Raw genomic sequence first — 19,175 nt, 5'->3', positions numbered from 1 at the left:
TATAAAAAGGGATATCAATAATCACCTTAAAATCAGGCATTTTTAACCAAAATTGTGAAAATAGCCTCAGTTCATCGCTCAGGCAGACTTACAAACACCTTTTAATAGTCTTTCAAATCGCTAAAACTAACCGCAAAACACCGAGCATACTAAGCAACTTTTAGAACTTATCGCAGAGGATCGACTATAAAGTTAGTTGAATAAATTGGTCGTGACAATTTTTTGTCACACTTAATTTTAACCAAATACAGTATAGCTTATCCGATCACCCCATAGAATTTTCTTCGGTAATAATTTTTCATAACCTATAGAACGGCTATTGCGTAAGGCTACACCATTGGCATTCATAAAGAATAGTCACGGGATTGATTGATTAACCTACTGATTTTTATTTTTGCCTTTCGAATAAATATCCTTTGGTCAATCACACAATCATCTAAAATTGAGCCTAGAAATAAGTAAAGGCTTGTTTAAACTTTAGAGCCAGCTTAGAGCACATTGCCTCATAAGTTTAAGAATTTTAAATATCGAGTTGAACATTTTCTTTGTCCATTAGAATTTGATTTTTGATTAACATTGGTTTTACCACTAATGCTTATCTTAGCCCAAAATCTACAAAGTGAATTTGTATTCTCGAATCAGAAGTATACTTTAGCGACACACAGCGACTTTAATGAAAAACAGACTACTACTAACATTGTGCATGTTGTTTATGGTTTTTATAGCCAAAACTGAAACTATGAATGGGCTTGAGCCTGAAATTTCAGTTACTGCTATAACCACAGAAGAACTGCCAGCGGTTTCAATTGACGATTCTGCTGATGCATCTTCTGACGAAGAGCATGTATCTCCAGCGGGTTGGTCAGTAATTCCATTTGCCTTGTTACTGATAATGATTGCCACAGGCCCATTATTTTACGAGCATTTTTGGCATAAGAACTACCCCATTATTGCGGTTTCATTGGCCGCAATTGTCGTTTTGTATTATTTGTTTGGGGTTGGTGATGTAAACCATCCTGTACATGCACTTGCCGAATACGTGCAGTTTATAGCTTTGCTGTCTTCGTTATACATTGCTTCTGGTGGAATAATGATTGATGTGGATAAAAAAGCCACTCCTATCACCAATGTAGGCCTATTACTCATTGGTGCTGTTATTTCTAACCTTATTGGTACCACAGGAGCATCAATGCTTTTGATTAGACCCTTTGTTCGTTTGAATAAAGGCAGAATTCAGCCATACCATATCATATTCTTTATTTTTATGGTAAGTAATGTGGGTGGAGCTTTAACCCCTATTGGTGACCCTCCCTTATTCCTTGGCTTTTTGAAGGGCGTACCTTTTGGTTGGACGCTTGAACATAATATTATCCCGTGGGCAACTGCTTTAGGTATGTTATCAATAGTGTTCTACATTTTTGATAAACGTAATACTGATGAAGACTTAGAAGAGATTTCAACCTTCACTAATAAAACTACTATTCTTGGTTCCAGAAACTTTATTTGGCTAGCCATTATTATTGCTTCTGTTTTTATTGATCCAAACGTAATTGAAGGCGTTCCTGCCATTCACTATCACGGCCAGAAGTTCTCGTTTATTCGCGAATTGATAATGTTCACTGTGGGCTTTCTATCTTACCGGTTTGCCGACAAACGAGCCATTAAAGGGAATGAATTCAATTTTGAACCAATTCGTGAAGTCGCCTTTATCTTTATTGGAATTTTCGGTACAATGATGCCAGCATTAGCTCTGGTAAGTGAGTTTGCTCAGTCAGAAACAGGTACTGCTCTTATTACGCACAACACCTTGTACTGGGGAACAGGAATTCTTTCTGGATTTCTAGATAACGCGCCTACTTACTTAAACTTCTTGGCAGCAGCTATGGCTTCGCAAGGGGGCGATATTGCAGTAATCAGTAATGTACATGATTATGCAGTAGGAGGTGTTTATGATGACTCTGTATCTAAATTAATCGCCATCTCACTTGGTGCGGTGTTCTTCGGAGCTATGACCTACATAGGTAATGGCCCTAACTTTATGGTAAAGTCTATTGCTGAACAAATGGGGATTCATATGCCTTCATTCTTTGGCTATATATTAAGGTATTCTATACCTATTCTCTTACCAATACTATTTGTTATTTGGCTTATTTTCTTTACCCATTAGGTTAAATGTAAAGTAGGAAAGACTGCAGCATTATTGATTTTATGTAGAAACATTTTGTAACTTCATTTCTCTGATGTTTTGAAATGAATAGTATTTACTTCGATCTAATTTTAAGCGGCCTCACTTACGTAATTCTAACGTATTTGACATTTCAGCTTATGAAAAGGAGAAAGGTGAATAATGGTACAGATGATGATGAAGGAGGCGTAAGTGAGTTTATACCTCCACATATTAATTTACCTCCTGGTGTAGTTTGGCCTGACTCTCCTTTGGTGAAAAAACGAAAGCCCGAAAAAGCATACTAATTACTGCTGCTTACATTTATCACAAATACCCGTAATTAAAAAATTACTTTCTTCGCCCGTAAAGCCTCGAGGTAACTTCACTACCGGAATTTCAACGTGCTCCAAACAAGTGGTTTGCTCACATTTATTACATTTAAAATGAATGTGATTATGCTGATGACTTCCTTCAGAACAAGTATCGGCACAGAGTGCATAGCGAATTCCACCTTTGTCATCGAGTATTTTATGAATTAACCCTTTGTCTAAAAAAGATTTCAGAGTTCTATAAATTGTAACCCTATCGTACTTTCCATCTACAGCCAGCTCAATATCAGAATGAGAAACGGCCACTTGATGATTTAGAAAAACATCAATAATATCTGCCCTACCTTGTGTAAGCCTTAAGGCGTGATCTCTTAAAAGTTCTTTAATATGATTGTCCACGTAATAAAGATAGTTATTAGAAAGTAGAATGCTACATCCAAATTTTAAGTTCCTTATTTATTGGGCAGATAGGCATCAAAGTATTAAACTTTCTTTTTTCTCTTTCTAAAAAGTTTTCCTATTGAATTGAATGTCTTCTTCTCCCACTTCCAAAAAAAACTAAACTGGCCTAGTAGGGTTCCATAAAATAAGAGCAGAATTTGATACAAGGGTGGAATTAAGAGCAGGTATAAAAAAACGCCTTTAATGCCTGTAAGGCTTTCAATACCAAAAAGCTGAAAAACATATGGCTTTAAAAACACAACAGATGTACCTGTAAGTGAAAATACAACCAACACTAAAACCACCTGAATGAGCGAATTGAGATTCCATCGCTCTTTCATCTTCTCTAAAAACTGCGTATTTGCCAAACCTTTTACCTTTTTAAAAGCGCACGAAGTTAGGCATGTTGATACCAATCACCAACCATAAATAAAACCTTATCAAAAAAACCTCAAATACGTGGGTATGGGCTAATTATTTCAATAAATTACATCAACAAATTTCCTGATTAAAGATGTACGATTTAAGCAAGTTTCAGAGAATGATGGTCTGTTTAGACCTAACCGAAATGGATAAAGGCCTTATCCAATATGCGTCAATGATAGCACGCGTTTTTGAAATTAATTCTGTTTACTTTTTGCATGTAGCCGAATCATTAGAGCTACCTGCAGAGATTCAAGAGAAATACCCTGACCTAGTTGCACCACTAGACGAAACGCTGGAGCATGAAATAAATGCTAAAGTGCAGGAGAATTTTGTTTGTCCAGAAGGTTGCGATGTCCAAATAAAAGTAGCTACAGGAAAAGTGACTGAAGAAGTGCTAAAAATGGCCAAAGTCAAAGTAATTGACCTTATGATTTTGGGCCGAAAGCATCACCGCTCTAATGCAGGCTTGAATTCAAGCAAAATCGCGAAGAGCTCACCTTCTTCAGTAATTTATGTACCAGAAAACCCAAAACTTGAACTTAATAAAATATTAATCCCAATTGATTATTCAGAGCATTCTCAAATGGCTTTTGAAATAGGCATGGGAATTCAACAGCAAACGGGTGCCATGCTAATGAGTAACCACATTTATAGAGTTCCAACTGGTTACCACAAATCAGGCAAGAATTATGAAGAATTCGCTGAAATAATGCTTGAGAACACTAAAAAGGATTCCGAGAAATTCTTCAAGAAAATGGAGCTTGGCAATGTAAAGTTTGAACATACTTTTGCCCTAGATGATGACCCACACCCCGCGGATAAAATTTATAAAACCGCTTCGGAAAAAGGTGTAGACTTAATCATTCTTGGATCAAAAGGACGTACCAGTGCAGCTGCCTTTTTAATTGGTAGTGTTGCCGAAAAATTAGTTTATGAAAGTGGTGATATTCCTTTGTTCTTGGTAAAGAAAGGGAAAGAGAACCTAAGCCTACTTGAGGCACTGTTCCGCTTGTAACCTATTTACCAATTGTAGCTTTTAGGCTATAACTTAGTTCATCTTTTAAGATCATGTTCTGATCTCCAGAAATAGTAAAAGAGCTCAAAATTGATTTTCCTTGTTCATTTTGGAAATAGAGATTGAGCTCTTTTTCAAATTTATAGATTGGGTTTTTGTCTCTAATTATAATGCGAATGCTTACCAACTGGTCGTCAGTATAATTATATTCAATTGACCGAACAGCTGGCCTTTCATTTTTGGCCGAATCAATCACTTTTTTTGTGTTTACCCCGGTTGAAAGCTCTTCTGTGGTATAAGAAGTTTCCAAGCCTAATTTATTGATATCGGCCTGATAAAACAGCCCTAACTCCTCTTTCCATTGTTTTGCAGAATCTAGCTGAATTGTTACCCTATCCGTTTCTCCGCTCACATTAAGCTCCTTGGTCAAAACAGGTTTCTCTGCTTCAAATTTAGCAATTTGTTCGTCTAATAACTCGACAAGGTCAAAGTAAGTGCCTGTTCGTATGGGTTCAGACTTCTGGCCTACTGTACAACCAAACAGCATTAGAGAAAGTAAAAACACTAGATTTTTCAATTTCATAAGAGTATATCTCCGCTCATTTCTTCTGGAATTTCAAGCCCCATTAAGGTTAAAATGGTTGGGGCCAAATCGCCCAATTTACCATCTTTCATTTGAGGCTTCAATTCCTTGTCAACGAGAATACAAGGAACCAAGTTCGTTGTATGTGCAGTATTTGGACTACCATCTGGGTTTACCATAATATCTGAATTACCATGGTCGGCAATTACTATTGTGGTATATCCGTTTTTCAAGGCTGAATCAATCACTTCTCCAGCGCATTTATCTACCGTTTCGCAAGCTTTTACAGCTGCATCAAAATCACCAGTATGCCCTACCATATCAGGGTTAGCAAAATTGAGACAGACAAAATCCACTTCCCTTTTATCTAACTCTATTACAATTTCGTCCTTAATATCATTCGCACTCATTTCTGGTTGCAAATCGTAAGTGGCCACTTTTGGCGAAGGACATAAAATTCTTTTTTCACCTTTAAACGGAACCTCACGCCCACCGCTAAAGAAGAAGGTAACATGTGGGTATTTCTCTGTTTCAGCAATTCTGATTTGCTTTTTACCTGCTTCGGAAATTACCTCGCCTAAGGTGTTTTTCAAGTTATCTTTATCAAACATCACCTTTACACCACTGAATGAGTCATCGTAATTTGTGAGGGTAACGAAGTAAAGTTTCATGGCTTTCATTTCCTGATCAGGAAAATCACGCTGAGTAAGTGCTTGGGTAATTTCCCTTCCTCTATCCGTTCTGAAATTGAAGTAGATGACTACATCATCTTCCTCAATTGTAGCCAATGGAGCACCATTTTCTGTATGAATAATTGGAATAATAAACTCATCGGTAACGCCTTCAATATATGATTTAGCTATGCTTTCAGATATATTTTCTGAATTTACACCAGCTCCTTTAACCATGGCATCATAAGCCAGTTTTATTCTTTCCCAGCGATTATCACGGTCCATGGCATAATACCGACCAATCACAGAAGCTACTTTTCCGGTAGTTTTTTCCATGTGCGCCTCTAGGTCAGCCATATACTTTATACCTCCTTTTGGGTCAGTATCTCGGCCATCAGTAAAAGCATGTACAAAAACATCTTTCAAACCTTGATCGCCTGCAATGCTGAGTAGGGCTTTTAAATGGTTGATGTGAGAATGAACCCCACCATCTGAAAGTAAACCTAAAAAATGTATTTTCTTGGAATTGGTCTTGGCATAACTCAAAGCGGCTTTCAAGCTTGGATTGTCAGCCAAAGTGTTTTCTTCCACAGCCTTATTCACCTTCACCAAATCTTGGTAAACAACTCTACCAGCCCCAATATTCATATGGCCTACTTCGGAATTTCCCATTTGGCCAGCCGGCAAACCAACCGCTAAACCAGAAGCTTCTAATTTAGAATGAGCATACTTACTATAAAGTGAATCGATTACGGGAGTTTTGGCATGATCAATGGCAGAAACGGTAGAATCGGTACCTAAACCCCAACCGTCTAAGATCATTAAGAGAACGCGTTTTTCCATGGGGGCAAATATATATTATTATGATCTGGTTTGTAAGTCCAAAGTGATTGTATTAATTTGATTCTGAACTAACCTAAGGAGAGTAATAATTGGCATTATTTTCGTTAAACTAATGGCTAAGTCACTAAAAATGAGGAATAAAAACATCGTTATTACTTTCATGTCTCTTTTGCTAGTGTTCAGCACCTTTACGGGTTTTGCGCAAACACCAGAAGAAAAATTGATAAAAAACGTACAAGAGGCATTGAAGTCTTCGAGCTCGCGAGAGCTTGTAAAATACCTACACGAAAGAGTTGAAATTAAACTCGACAACGAAAAAAAGGATTATAGCACCAACCAAGCAGAGATTGTTCTGAAGCAATTTTTTCAGAAAAACCCTGCTGATTCCACAGAGTTTATTCACGAAGGAAATTCAGATGGAGGAATTATTTATGCCATTGGTTCTTACGTTTCGAGAAACAAAAAATATAGAGTTGTTCTAAGGGCAAAGAAATATAAAGCAGACTATAAAATCTATCGCCTTGAATTTACCGAAGACCGATAAGCCCTTGCAATCTATTTAGTATTTTTGGCCTATGTGGCCGAAATACATTACAGAAAAATCTCTCGATCAGTTTATTGAAAACGCTTTAGCCGAAGATATTGGCGATGGCGATCATTCATCATTAGCATCAATTCCAGAAAACGCAGAAAGCTCAGCGTATCTGCTTATGAAAGACAGCGGCATTATTGCTGGTGTGGAATTGGCCGAAATCATTTTCAAAAAATTAAGTCCTTCTATTAAAGTAGAGGCCTTGGTAAAAGATGGCGATGTAGTCAAAAAAGGCGACATCATCATGCGGATCCACGGCAGCTCAAGGACCATTTTGTCTGGTGAACGCTTAATGCTCAACTGTATGCAGCGCATGAGCGGCATTGCGACTTACACCAATAAGCTGAATTCTCTGATTTCTCACACCTCAACAAAACTTTTAGACACCCGAAAAACCACCCCTAATTTTAGGCTGATGGAAAAATGGGCTGTTTTTATTGGCGGAGGCGTAAACCACAGGTTTGGCTTGTATGATATGATCATGCTGAAAGACAACCATAACGATTTTGCTGGCGGAATAACTCAGGCAGTATCTGCAACAAAAGACTATTTAGAACGCACGGGGCGCGACCTTAAAATTGAAGTAGAAACCCGTAACTTAGAGGAAGTTAAAGAGGTTTTGAGCTTGGAAGGCGTACATAGAATTATGCTCGATAACATGAGCCCAGCATTAATGAGCGAAGCTTTGGCTTTAATTAATGGCCGTTTAGAAACCGAAGCTTCCGGTGGCATTATCGAATCGACCATTGGGGCAGTAGCAGAAACTGGAGTAGACTATATTTCCGTTGGTGCACTTACCCATTCGGCAAAAAGCCTGGACATAAGCCTGAAAGCAGAATAATTTGAAAGTTAAGAAACGCAATTTTTTAGTGTTAATGATTGAAGCCTTGGTTTTGATCATTATGTTTGTGTTCCTTTTTCGACACTGTGCGAGTTAGCAGGTAAATTATCATGATTGTAAAAACAAAAAAATACGCTTTAGATAAAAAAGCTTACATCCGTGCGGGGATGAGAAACATCCTTAAAGAGCAATGGTGGGTGGTTTTAATTGCTATTGGCATTTCAGCCATGGCCTTCGTTATACCTTCAAACTGGTGGTGGATTGGCGCTTTGATTGCCTATGTATTGTATCTACTTTTTTGGCTTATTCAGTTTACGGGAGTCACCCAGTTAGAACAAAGTAAAATGCTTTTCGATAAGCTTTCTTACGAAATTGACAGCCGTCAGATTTTAATCAAAATGAATTCTAAGCAAGGTATGCCCATGAAATGGGAGCAAATCAAATACGCTTGGATGGACAAAAAGCAATTTGTGCTTGTGGTAAACAAAGCACAAATGATGATGTTCCCTTACACTGTTTTCAAAACTCAAAACGAAGTAAAATTCGTAGAGACAATTATGAGACGTAAGGGCTTGATTAAAGGTCAAAAAGAGCAAACAGAGAAATAAGAAAGGTTAATACCTTACTAAAAGCACGGTTATCTAATAGCCGTGCTTTTTTCGTTATTTGCTACCTAATTCAAAAAATTGAAATCACGTTACTACATCGAGGGATTGATTGCCGTTTTTCTCTTTGGCATTACCCCAATTTTTATCAAGGAAGTTTCTGCCAATGCGGTAACTATTGGCTTGGTGCGCTTAGTGATTGGCGCAAGTTTTTTGTTTTTCTTGGCAGGAAATAAGAACCTTAAAAAGCTCACTAAAAAAGATTGGAAGGCACTTATTCTCATTGGTTTAGTTTTCGGAGGCCACTGGATCACTTACTTCATAAGTGTAAAACTTGCCACTCCGTCCATGGCCATTCTCTCGGTCTCGTCATTTGGGCTACACATGATTTACTTAGACTGGGCGATTAACAAAAGAAAACCATCGCCTTATGAAATTACCGCAGTCTTAATAGCCTTATTCGGTATCTATTTAATCGTACCCGCTTTCGATTTAAAAAATAACCTTACAACGGGAATTCTAATTGGTTTGGTTAGTGCGGCCTTTTTTGCCATTCTGCCTTTTATTCAACGTAAAAACCAGCATATCGACTCCTTGACAAGGGCATTTGGTCAATACACTTTCGCACTTGTTGTTTTTCTGCCCATGTCATTCGAATCCAATTGGGATTTGACCCAACAAGACTGGATTTACCTAGCAATTCTCGGCACCATATGTACAGTAGGCGCACATACTTTATGGCTGCGTGCCTCCACCATTTTGCCGCCAACCAACACAAGCCTTATTTTCTATTTGGGTACGCCAATCGCCATGGTTACCAGCTTTATTTTCTTAGATGAAGCTATGCCTGCTCAGAAAATCGTAGGCGCGGCATTGATTATTTCTGCTAATGTTTTGGGTGTATTCATCAGTAGAAGAAAGAGTAAGAGAGCTCAAAGGGCTTAAATCAATTCTTCTTCCTAATTTTTAGTACATCCAATTTTCATATTTGTAGATTTTGATTATGCTTGTTCTACAAATACGAAATTTGGAAAATGAAAGGAACGCAATTAGGTGAATTTGAAGAGCTGGTATTGTTGGTGGTAGGCGTATTATTTCCAGAAGCTTACGGCCTGAATATCCGCGAGGAAATCATTAATCAAACCAAGCGAAAAGTTGCAATTGGCGCAGTACATTCTGCTCTTAGTAGGCTCGAAGAAAAAGGCTTTTTAGAATCTGAATTGGCCGAAGGCACTCACGAACGTGGAGGTAGACGAAAGCGCCTTTTTAAGATTACCGCTAGCGGCAAACAAGCCCTTGAAAAAAACCACGAATTGAGAAACTCTCTTTTCAGCCAAATTCCAGAAATGGCCCTAAAAATAGTGTAATCTCGTGGGGCTCCAACCAACATATGAACCACCAAAACTCGCTGTCAAGCTGCTTTCGCTTGTTTGCAAGAAAAACCTTCTTGAAGAAATAGAAGGCGATTTATACGAATACTACCAAGGCCAAAGGGAAGAGAAAACGAAACGGGTAGCGAACCTTTATTACTGGTTTCACATGCTTAATTTTTTACGCCCCTTTGCCATCAAAAAACTCGGTCAAAACTCAAATACAATCATCATGTACAGAAGCTATTTCAAATTTACTTGGCGCGGAATGCTCCGCCAAAAACTGCAAACCAGCTTCCATTTGCTAGGGCTTATTGTGGCCTTTTGCGTATGCGGATTCATCTATTCCCACATCAAATACGAGTCGTCTTACGATTCTTTTCTCGATAACGCTGACGACATTTATCGCATAGCATGGATGAACGAAAACCCTCAAACCAGAACACCTCACCCAATGGCACAGGCGCTGGTCAACGATTTTCCTGAAGTGATTGATGCGGTCAGTATTTCGCCAATTTATGGCCCTGGACTTACCAAAACTACCATTCCACTTCGGAACGAAAAACGCGAGGTGGGCTTTAACGAACCCAACGGTTATTTTGCCGACAGTACCTTTTTCGATGTTTTCAGCTTTAAGGCTGTGGAAGGAAACCCAGATAAAGCATTGCGAAAGCCTTTCGGAATAATTCTTTCCGAATCTATGGCCAAACGCTATTTTGGAAATGAAGAAGCTGTGGGTCAAACGCTTTCGTTCATGGGAAATCCAGATATGCTGGAAGTGGCTGCGGTGATTGAAGACGCTCCGAAAAACTCACATTTCCATTATAATTTCCTGATTTCTTATGTAACGTTGAAGTCATTGCAGTTTAACGATCCGTGGATGTCGTGGGATGATTTTGGTCATTTCAATTATTTGAAACTAGCTCCCGGAACCGATGCAAAAGCTTTTGAAGCGAAAATTCCTGATTGGGCACCCAAGTATTTAGACTGGGGAGAAGAAAGCTTGGCTTCTCTGAAAGCTGGCGATTTGAAATTTGAGTTACAGCCTGTCCAAAGCATTCACTTGCATTCGAATATTCGCTGGGAACTGGAAGCCAACGGCAGTTATAGCTACCTGCTTATTTATGGTATCAGCGCTTTGTTCATTCTACTCATTTCTATCATTAATTTCGTGAATTTGAACACAGCCAAAGCCGCGCAAAGACTCAAGGAAGTTGGGGTGAAGAAAACTTTGGGAGCCTACAAATCTCAGGTATTTTCGCAATTCATTTTCGAAGCGCTGTTCACTACTTTTTTGGCGCTTGTGCTTTCTTTTGTGGCCATGTATATGCTGGAAGCTCCCTTCAATCAATTGGTCAATGGAAACGTTTCGGTGACGGATTTATACCAAACAGATGTTATTTTGCTTTTGCTTTCAATCACCATTGTGACCGCACTTTTATCGGCCATTTATCCTTCATTCTACCTCAATTCTTTTGAAGCGGGACAAATTCTGAAAGGCTTAAAACTGAGCAAACTGGGTGGTAATAATGTTAGAAATGGCCTTTTGGCAGTGCAGTTGATTGCGGCCATTGTGATGATTAGCGGCAGCTTAGTCATAAAACATCAAATCACTTTTCTAAAGGAAAAAGACCTTGGCTTTAAGCAAGACAACCTGATGGTTTTGGAAGTGGATGGTTATGACCCAAGAACGAAACTGGTTAAAACTGAATTACTCAAAAACTCAGCTGTCACCGGAGCTTCTGCCGTGTCCAATATTCCTGGAGGGCAATTTAACCAACATCCGATTTATGCTGAAAACAACCCTTCGGAAAGTGTGGATGCTTCTGAAATGTTTGTGGACGATGATGTGGCTGAAGTACTTGGACTGAAGGTTTTGGAAGGCAGAATGCTGAGTAAAGCATACGCTGCAGATTCCGCAGGACGTTCTTTTGTGCTGAATCAATCGGCCATCAACCAATTGAATCTCACAGACCCAATTGGCAAACAATTGGTTTGGGCAGACAATGAAAACTTGGTGAAAGGCACTATTGTAGGGACAGTAGAAGACTTCCATTTCAGATCATTGCATGAACCTATCAGGCCGATGATTATGCTGATGCAACCGCTGAACTCTAACTTTATGTTGGTAAAAGTAAACCCGACTGACCTCAGCCAAACGGTTTCTAAAATTGAAGCCGATTATAAAGAGGTAATTGCGGATGGTCAGTTCAGTTATCAATTTTTAGATACCGAAATACAGGACTTGTACAAGGAAGAATCACGCACGCTGACGCTCATTACTTTGCTTTCGGCCATTTCCATTCTATTGGCTTGCGGTGGACTCTTGGGCATTATCTCCATTGTGATTAAACAGCGCGTAAAGGAAATCAGCATCCGTAAAATTATGGGAGCTTCGGCTTCTCAAATTCTATGGCTGATGAACTTTAAGTACCTGTTAATTGCTGGTGTTTCGCTGCTGATTGCCGTGCCTGTTTCCGTATATTTTATGAAAGACTGGCTCAGCAATTTCACTTACCAAATTGGAATAGATCCTTTGGCCTATGTGCTTACTGCAATAGCGGTGCTGTTCTTGATTGGCTTTACCATAACACTTATTTCAATGAAAACAGTAAAAAGCAACCCAGTAAATGCGTTGAGGAGTGAGTAGGTTTTTAAGACAAGGCAAATAAAAAGGTTATGTAGTAGGGATATTCAAGTTGCCCCCAACTGCTCGAAGTACTTTAAGGATTGTGTCAAATTGTGGCTTGGAGCCTTTCGATAATGCCTTATATAAGCTTGGTCTGCTAAGGCCTGTTTCTTCAGCTATCTTTGTCATTCCTCGTGCTTTAGCGACATGTCCAAGAGCGGATAGAATATCTTCGGTATCCCCGTCTTCTAAAACGGTATTCAAATACTCGGCAATTGAAGCATCGTCTTCTAGGTATTCAGCAATATCAAACTTGGTGAATTCTGTGTGTGTCATTTTGTTTTATTCTAAAAAAGGCTCTGGCTTTCAGTAGTCAGTCATCAACGACTCATAGGGAATATTCAGCTTTGTATGCAAGTTTCGAATCATTTTGAGTGTGAGTTTTCTTTTACGACTAAATATCTCTGATACGCGGCTTTTGTATCCAAGAATATGAGCCAAATCATTATTACTCATTTCCATTTGTTCCATTCTAAATTTAATAGCTTCGATCGGGTCAGGAGCATCTATTGGATAGTGTTCGTCCTCGTATTTCTCTATTAATATTGAAAGTATTTCTGCTTCATCGCCCTCTGGAGTTTTCTCGGGAGCATGAAAGATTGCTTCAAATCTTTTAAGCGCTTGATTGTAGTCCAGTTCCGTCTTGATTACTTTGATTTCCATCTTAAATAGTATTTGCGTCTATTTTGTCATATTCAGAATGCGTCCCAATGAACCTAATAAAAACCCATTGCCTCAAGTAGTTAATATCTACCACCAACCGATACTTGTTTCCACAGATATTGAAAACAATTCGCCCACCTTTGAGTATGCTCGCTTTTGCATATTCTTCTTTGATATCAACGGGATTACTCCACGATGCTTTCGAAGCTTCCTTGTACCATGTCTTTAGTTGGTCTTCAGAATCAGCATGAAGTGTCCAGAAATCACGAAGTATCTTTTTAGCGATTACTCTCATTTTTCATTCTATCTACGACAAAGATAATCAAAAGTTACCAAATTGGTAACAGGTGAGTAATAGGATTTGTCAGAAGGGAAGTAAGAGAATGCTTTGAAGTTCTTGATTTAACGACTAACTATCGGCTTGTGTGCCCACAGTTGGCAGGTAAACTAAAATAATGGAAATGCCCAACACGCACTACGACATCTGTGAAAATTGTGTTCCAAAAGTCATAATCCAGAAGCACAGAAGTATCCAAAAGCAATAAAGGATCAGAAAGCGCATGTCCGCGGGCAAGTACCGATGATACTGGCAAAGAGGCAGTTTGGCGCATAACCGATAGTGCTTGTTAGGTCAGGTTGTTTTCTAGCTCTTTTATCATTGTCTTTACTCTCACCATATCTGGTTCATTTTTGTTATACAAACGTTCTTTGGTTCGGGTCAGCATTTCTGTGTTCAAAGTGTTCATGAAAGAATCTGAATAATGTGGGGGCGTTAAATTTTCATGCGTAAGTGAAAGCTTTGTGGAACCCAACTCTGTTTGTAAGATTACAGTTGGTGAAAGTAAATCGAAAAGCCGTTTGTCCTTTGTTACAAATATCGGAAATGCGGGCTTGCCAACAATTTTTGTTAGTTGAGTTCTGTTTCGACTGGCTCTCGCATGAAATAAATCCCATGCCGTTCCCAAAAGTACTTTTAATGTCTTCTCCTTGCTAGAATCAAGTTTAATCATTGTTCTAAATTCAGAGTTTCCACCAAAGACTTGGATTGCCAGAAAATATTCAGTTCCAATAATAAAATCCAAATCGTAAGTCATCCAATCAATGAATTGTGTGATGTTTTTTTCTGCAGTTTGTTTGGATAATCCTTGACTCGTTGCAATTTCTCGAATTTTTAAAAGCGCGGCATAAGAAATGTTGAGTTGTTCGGTTAGAGGTTTGATTGACGTGATTTTTAGCTGTGGCCATCTGTTGATTATATACTCAGTATTGTAGTCGTATTTCAACTGCCTGAATAGCTTATTTTTATAACTAAATGCAAAATCTAGTTTGTTTTTAAATTCCCAAAATTTCTCTTCATTAATATCAAGGGTTAGACGGTCATAGCACAGTTCAATAAGAGCAAACATTGAAATTTGTACTACATCATGGGTCTGTACATATTCCAGCAGATTAAATATTTTCTGTTTGTCTACACGAGCTGAGCTTTTATAGTTGACCAAATTTATTATTTCAAGGCAAACGGAGCTATCTAAAACTAATGCGTAGCGTTCTTGATTAGTTTCCACCATCTGATCAATTTCTTCCTTTGAAGGCAAAGAAGTTTTTCCCTTTTCAGATATGAAAGAAAAATGTTCCATGGTGTGAATTTGACCTTAAATTATGTATCCGTCACAAATGTGACGGATAGCCATAAATATATTCATTTTTATGACGTATATAAATGATATACAATGTATAACAGTCACTGGCTAGCTTATAATTGGAAAACGTACTCCTTTAAAAAGGTCATTGTTAGTAGGGTAATAGTACCTTTTGGCACCCAAAGTTTTTCACTCAAATAGTTGACTAATCGTTTTCATGGGCAAGAACATTTTTCCGCTATCGGGGAGTTTTATAAATCCGTACTTGGTATAAAAGTGCTCTGCATCTTGATCAATGGGGTCAACCACTACGGCAAATGAACCAATGGTTTTAGATATTTCACAACTTCTTTTCAGGGCATCAATTAAGATTAACTTTCCAATCCCTTGTCCTTGAAATCTATTATCAATGGCCAATCGACCTAGTAAAGTTGTAGGGATGGAGTCATAAGAGCGGGGTAATTTTTTCTGTATGTGATCGGGAATAAACTCTAATGGGACACTACTATTTGATAGGGTATAGTAACCTTTGATTAAACTAGTTTCTGTTTCAGTAATAACAAAACAAGCAGAAAGCTTTCTCTTAATATCTTGATTTGCTTGCTTGTGGAGGTAAGAATCTAACAGCTCTTTCCCACAAGAAAAGTCAGCCTTCTTATGTGTTGAATTTAAAGGCTCTGATATTTGGCCCATTAATCAAAAAGTGCTTTAAATTCTTTAGCCGCTTGAGAAAGCGCTTCATTGGGTGCTTTTGGATTTAATACCGCGTCAAAAAAGATTTCACTATCTTTTTGAGAAGCAATTATACGTTCTCGCTCCAACATGATTTCTTTCGCTTTCTCCTGAACAGCGATCACTACAAAATCAGTCAGATTTCGATAACCACCTAAGCGAGCAGCCCTTTCGAAAAAAGCCTTTTGTTCTTTAGGAAGTCGAGTGTCAAACCTCGCGTCTTTGGCATTTAATTCTTTTGTAGACATACTATTACTTTTTACAAACGTACGTTCAATATCCGTACCATACAAATTACTGTACGTTGATCTTGCGTACTAAGTTTAGAATTGAACAAACTTTAATCATAATAACACCTCTCTTATAAACCCAACACCAACCTACCCTAAACAGAACCGTTACATAGAAGCAGTCTTTTTCTATCTTTATCCTATCATTCTAAAACCTCAAGATGTCAGTACTTTATTTGCTCTCCAGTTTGGGGGTAATCAACGGATTATTGATTGGTGTTTTTCTGGTTTTTCGCAACCAGAATAAAGTAGCGAATGCCTATTTGGGCGGTCTGTTATTGGCATTGAGCTTACGGATTGGTAAATCTGTTTTCTATTATTTTGAAGATAATGTAGACTTACTGATTCTTCAAATTGGGCTTTCTGCCTGTACTTTTATTGGGCCATTCTTTTACCTCTACACCAAAGCCATTTACAAGCAACATCGGAAAATTCATACTAAGGATGCTCTGCTGCTCTTGCTCCTTTTGGTATCTATTGTAAGCGTAGGTTTAATCTTCCCTTACCGAACGCAGCCCGCCATATGGAGAGGTTATGTGGTTTATGGAATCTATATCAATTGGGCTGTATTCACATTATTGGGTTTGTATTACGCTGTAAAAATGCTGAAAACAGTAATACTCAAGCCCTCCACAATGACTAAGTCACAGCAGCATTTGGCCATACTCACCATTGCGCTGCTCATCATCAATTTGACTTATCAGATGGCGCTATATGGTTTGTTTACCTACATATGGGGGGCGCTTATTTTTTCCTTCACCTTATATTTTCTCTTGGGCAGGATGTTGATTTCCAGCAAGTTTTTCTCCCCTAAATCTACCGACCAACCTCTTGCAGATGCCTCAAAAAAATTGGAGGAACTGAATGTCCTCATGGATACACAAAAACCATATATCAATCAGAAACTCAAACTGGATGACTTGGCTGTGCAGGCTGGTCTTACGAAACACAGTTTGTCCAAACTATTGAATGAAGAGTACCGATATGGCTTTGCGCAATATGTAAAAGAGTTTAGAGTAAAAGAAGCACAGCAATTAATTCATACTAGGCATGAACTTTCGCTGGAGGGCATCGGCTTTGAAGCAGGCTTTAGCTCCAAATCATCTTTTTTTGATGCATTCAAAAAGATCACGAATTCTACCCCCTCGGAGTATAGAAAGAGCCATCAACTGGTGGCATAAGCTACAAATTACTCCAGAATGATCATTCTGGACTTCTTATCTCCGTTTCATTCGATTTCTTGACGGTACTGCTCGTAATCTTGGACGAACAAATCAATTCATCCAATGAAAATTAAAGCATTCATCTTTCTCGCTGTAATAAGTATTAGCCCGTGTTTTGCCCAAACAGATCATCAGCAAATCACGAAAACGCTCAATCAATTTATTGTGGGTACCCAGTATAACTATCCAGATTCGATAGCCATGGCTTTCCACCCGGGCACCCGAATGTTTCTTTATAATGGAACCGACTCGGCCTATTATATGACCTCTGAAGAATATGCTGCATTGTATGGCCGCAGAGCACCAGGTACGCTGAATAATCGACCATCAAAAATCATCGGCATTGAGATTGTGAGAGATGTGGCTTATGCCAAATTGGAGATCGATATTCCTTCTTTTGGAAATCGATATCATGATTTACTCTTACTTAAAAAAATCCTTGGTCAGTGGAAAATTGTGGGCAAGGCCACTTCAGCCGGACCGATTCCTAAAGCACCAGAAGAGTTTACACCAAACCCAGCAAAGGAAGTGGTACTGACAGGGCTCAACAAACCTTGGAGCATGACCTTTATTTCAGAAAAGGATGTGCTTATTGCTGAAAAGGATGGCAGCCTTCTTCGTGTTAATTTGGAAACCAAACAACGGAAAGTCATTTCCGGATTACCCAAGGATGTGGCAAGGGCTGTGGAAATTGACACTACCAAATTCGAGAAAGGCATTTTCCCTAATAGTCTTCATGCCAAAACTCTAAGCGCCAACGCTGGCTGGTTTCAGGTGCTCCTTGACCCAAGTTTTGACCAAAATAACTATGTATATATGTCCTATGCTGCTGAGAATAAAGCGCGCGCCAGCACCACCAAATTTATTCGTGGAAAGCTGATTGGCAATGAGCTGAAAGAGGTGGAGACACTTTTTGTAGCAGAACCTTATGTGCATGGGCTTTATCACTATGGAGGAGGTATGATCTTCGGAACCGATGGAAAGCTATACATTACCATTGGCGAGCGCAACTTCTTTGAGTATATGAACCCTGAAATTCCAGTTGCACAAGATGTAAAAGACAAACGTGGAAAAGTTATTAGAATTAATCCTGATGGAAGCATTCCAAAAGACAATCCTGATTTTGGGCCAAGTGCGATTAAAGGTTTGTTTGCCATTGGTATTCGTGCCTCGCAGGGCCTGGCCATACACCCAGAAACGGGCGATATTTGGTTTAGTGAACATGGTACAAATCAAGGAGATGAACTGAATATTCTGAAGCCAAGCGCAAACTACGGATGGCCAAATGTTACTACAGGCAGTTACCGAACGGATTACCAACCAAAAACTATTCCAGGAGCTACTTTTACCGACCCAGTATATTCATGGGATCATACTGTGGCACCAACCGGGCTGACCTTTTACTCAGGCGCTGAATTTCCATTATGGAAGGGAAATCTGATTGTGCCCGGATTGAGTAAAGGCAGCTTGTGGAGAATGGTGGTTGATGGTGATAAAATCATAAGTGCCGAAGAACTATTCATCAATAGCAGGGTGAGGTTAAGAAAAGCAGTAGTTTCACCCGCAGGTCAACTCTATTTACTTTCAGATGAAGAAGACGGCAAACTAATTCGGGTGTTTAACGGTAAGCGTTAAGAAGAGGAGTAGAGAGGCGTGATTCTCTAAGAAATTGGCGGACTTTGTAAATACACACAAACATCTTGGAAAAGTCTGAAATAGCTATGTTTTATACACGCTGTTGTTTCAAATTGGTTTTCTACTGGTTCAAGTTTGCAATCTGATCTGTTTATTCTAAAATTTAAAGTCTTTTATCGGTGAAGAAATGTCCACTAAAGTTCCGTTCGGGTCTTTCAATAGTAGTCGTCTTTGTCCGTAAAACGTGTCTTTCGGTTCGCTAATAATTTCAAATTTTTCCGATTCGGCAATTCTAAATATTTCGTCCACATTGTTAACTACAAATGTCACATAGAATCCTTGTAGATTGTTTTGAAAATCTTTCGGAACAATTTCATTCGTTCGGTCAATTATTCCTGTAAGCTCCCCCAAAACTAGTAC

Annotated in this window: 23 protein-coding genes; 11 read left to right on the top strand and 12 right to left on the bottom strand. The window is 38.8% G+C overall.

Annotated features, from left to right (window positions below):
* Positions 1–673 precede the first annotated feature (673 nt).
* Both OB69_RS11710 and OB69_RS11705 read left to right on the top strand, forming a co-directional pair.
* Positions 674–2,167, top strand: coding sequence for a sodium:proton antiporter (locus OB69_RS11710; protein ID WP_053223927.1), 1,494 nt, complete (start codon positions 674–676; stop codon positions 2,165–2,167).
* Between the two features lie 158 nt (positions 2,168–2,325).
* The gene (locus OB69_RS11705; protein WP_245620808.1) at positions 2,326–2,472 is read left to right on the top strand and encodes a hypothetical protein; all 147 of its coding nucleotides are present in this window, start codon (positions 2,326–2,328) and stop codon (positions 2,470–2,472) included.
* Here OB69_RS11705 and OB69_RS11700 read toward each other — a convergent pair whose 3' ends face one another.
* Complete coding sequence (locus OB69_RS11700; RefSeq protein WP_053223925.1) at positions 2,473–2,895, bottom strand: Fur family transcriptional regulator; 423 nt, start codon at positions 2,893–2,895, stop codon at positions 2,473–2,475.
* Between the two features lie 83 nt (positions 2,896–2,978).
* Positions 2,979–3,305, bottom strand: coding sequence for a DUF6787 family protein (locus OB69_RS11695; protein WP_245620807.1), 327 nt, complete (start codon positions 3,303–3,305; stop codon positions 2,979–2,981).
* Positions 3,306–3,451: 146 nt separating this feature from the next.
* On the opposite strand from OB69_RS11695, the gene OB69_RS11690 reads away from it, so the two are divergent.
* The gene (locus OB69_RS11690) at positions 3,452–4,378 is read left to right on the top strand and encodes a universal stress protein (protein WP_053223923.1); all 927 of its coding nucleotides are present in this window, start codon (positions 3,452–3,454) and stop codon (positions 4,376–4,378) included.
* 1 nt (position 4,379) lies between these two features.
* Here the strand turns inward: OB69_RS11690 and OB69_RS11685 are convergent, their stop codons facing one another.
* Together OB69_RS11685 and gpmI are read right to left on the bottom strand one after the other, a co-directional pair.
* The gene (locus OB69_RS11685; RefSeq protein WP_053223922.1) at positions 4,380–4,961 is read right to left on the bottom strand and encodes a hypothetical protein; all 582 of its coding nucleotides are present in this window, start codon (positions 4,959–4,961) and stop codon (positions 4,380–4,382) included.
* Positions 4,958–6,475 (bottom strand): 2,3-bisphosphoglycerate-independent phosphoglycerate mutase, encoded by a 1,518-nt coding sequence (gpmI, locus tag OB69_RS11680; RefSeq protein WP_053223921.1) that lies wholly within the window; start codon positions 6,473–6,475, stop codon positions 4,958–4,960. Before gpmI ends, OB69_RS11685 begins: the two co-directional genes overlap by 4 nt.
* A gap of 112 nt (positions 6,476–6,587) precedes the next feature.
* Between gpmI and OB69_RS11675 the strand changes: the two genes are divergently transcribed.
* The 6 genes from OB69_RS11675 to OB69_RS11650 all read left to right on the top strand — a co-directional run bounded on the left by OB69_RS11675 (position 6,588) and on the right by OB69_RS11650 (position 12,533).
* Positions 6,588–7,019 carry a DUF4783 domain-containing protein gene (locus OB69_RS11675; protein WP_053223920.1) on the top strand — a complete coding sequence of 144 codons (432 nt, stop codon included), beginning with the start codon at positions 6,588–6,590 and terminating at the stop codon, positions 7,017–7,019.
* A 31-nt stretch (positions 7,020–7,050) separates the two neighbouring features.
* Positions 7,051–7,908: a carboxylating nicotinate-nucleotide diphosphorylase gene (gene nadC, locus OB69_RS11670; protein WP_053223919.1), complete on the top strand. Its 858-nt coding sequence runs from the start codon at positions 7,051–7,053 to the stop codon at positions 7,906–7,908.
* 110 nt (positions 7,909–8,018) lie between these two features.
* A complete protein-coding gene (locus tag OB69_RS11665) occupies positions 8,019–8,516 on the top strand; it encodes a hypothetical protein (protein ID WP_053223918.1) in 498 nt (165 codons plus the stop codon).
* Positions 8,517–8,594: 78 nt separating this feature from the next.
* Positions 8,595–9,458 (top strand): DMT family transporter, encoded by an 864-nt coding sequence (locus tag OB69_RS11660; RefSeq protein ID WP_053223917.1) that lies wholly within the window; start codon positions 8,595–8,597, stop codon positions 9,456–9,458.
* Between the two features lie 89 nt (positions 9,459–9,547).
* Positions 9,548–9,880: a PadR family transcriptional regulator gene (locus OB69_RS11655; RefSeq protein ID WP_053223916.1), complete on the top strand. Its 333-nt coding sequence runs from the start codon at positions 9,548–9,550 to the stop codon at positions 9,878–9,880.
* 4 nt (positions 9,881–9,884) lie between these two features.
* Positions 9,885–12,533: an ABC transporter permease gene (locus OB69_RS11650; RefSeq protein ID WP_053223915.1), complete on the top strand. Its 2,649-nt coding sequence runs from the start codon at positions 9,885–9,887 to the stop codon at positions 12,531–12,533.
* A 27-nt stretch (positions 12,534–12,560) separates the two neighbouring features.
* Here the strand turns inward: OB69_RS11650 and OB69_RS11645 are convergent, their stop codons facing one another.
* The 7 genes from OB69_RS11645 to OB69_RS11620 form a co-directional block, all read right to left on the bottom strand.
* Positions 12,561–12,848, bottom strand: coding sequence for an addiction module antidote protein (locus tag OB69_RS11645; RefSeq protein ID WP_053223914.1), 288 nt, complete (start codon positions 12,846–12,848; stop codon positions 12,561–12,563).
* Between the two features lie 30 nt (positions 12,849–12,878).
* Positions 12,879–13,235 (bottom strand): helix-turn-helix domain-containing protein, encoded by a 357-nt coding sequence (locus OB69_RS11640; RefSeq protein ID WP_053223913.1) that lies wholly within the window; start codon positions 13,233–13,235, stop codon positions 12,879–12,881.
* A gap of 1 nt (position 13,236) precedes the next feature.
* Entirely contained in the window at positions 13,237–13,530 is a 294-nt protein-coding gene (locus OB69_RS11635; protein ID WP_053223912.1) for a type II toxin-antitoxin system HigB family toxin, read from the bottom strand.
* 118 nt (positions 13,531–13,648) lie between these two features.
* Positions 13,649–13,846: a hypothetical protein gene (locus tag OB69_RS18605; RefSeq protein WP_157608559.1), complete on the bottom strand. Its 198-nt coding sequence runs from the start codon at positions 13,844–13,846 to the stop codon at positions 13,649–13,651.
* 15 nt (positions 13,847–13,861) lie between these two features.
* Positions 13,862–14,872 carry a hypothetical protein gene (locus OB69_RS11630; RefSeq protein WP_053223911.1) on the bottom strand — a complete coding sequence of 337 codons (1,011 nt, stop codon included), beginning with the start codon at positions 14,870–14,872 and terminating at the stop codon, positions 13,862–13,864.
* 192 nt (positions 14,873–15,064) lie between these two features.
* On the bottom strand, positions 15,065–15,568 hold the full coding sequence (locus OB69_RS11625) for a GNAT family N-acetyltransferase (RefSeq protein WP_053223910.1): 504 nt from the start codon (positions 15,566–15,568) through the stop codon (positions 15,065–15,067).
* Positions 15,568–15,855, bottom strand: a complete 288-nt coding sequence (locus OB69_RS11620) for a type II toxin-antitoxin system TacA family antitoxin (protein WP_053223909.1) — start codon at positions 15,853–15,855, stop codon at positions 15,568–15,570. Before OB69_RS11620 ends, OB69_RS11625 begins: the two co-directional genes overlap by 1 nt.
* A gap of 203 nt (positions 15,856–16,058) precedes the next feature.
* Here OB69_RS11620 and OB69_RS11615 point away from each other — a divergent pair, with 203 nt between their 5' ends.
* Positions 16,059–17,078 (top strand): helix-turn-helix domain-containing protein, encoded by a 1,020-nt coding sequence (locus OB69_RS11615; protein WP_053223908.1) that lies wholly within the window; start codon positions 16,059–16,061, stop codon positions 17,076–17,078.
* A 105-nt stretch (positions 17,079–17,183) separates the two neighbouring features.
* Positions 17,184–18,755 (top strand): PQQ-dependent sugar dehydrogenase, encoded by a 1,572-nt coding sequence (locus tag OB69_RS11610; RefSeq protein ID WP_053223907.1) that lies wholly within the window; start codon positions 17,184–17,186, stop codon positions 18,753–18,755.
* Between the two features lie 156 nt (positions 18,756–18,911).
* Here OB69_RS11610 and OB69_RS18710 read toward each other — a convergent pair.
* A partial coding sequence (locus tag OB69_RS18710) for a VOC family protein (protein WP_394324654.1) occupies positions 18,912–19,175 on the bottom strand: 264 nt, incomplete at its 5' end.

The sequence above is a fragment of the Roseivirga seohaensis subsp. aquiponti genome (assembly GCF_001267955.1).
In the GTDB taxonomy this organism is placed as follows: domain Bacteria; phylum Bacteroidota; class Bacteroidia; order Cytophagales; family Cyclobacteriaceae; genus Roseivirga; species Roseivirga seohaensis.
Note: the sequence above shows the minus strand (reverse complement) of the source record. Positions and strands in the feature narration are given on the sequence as shown.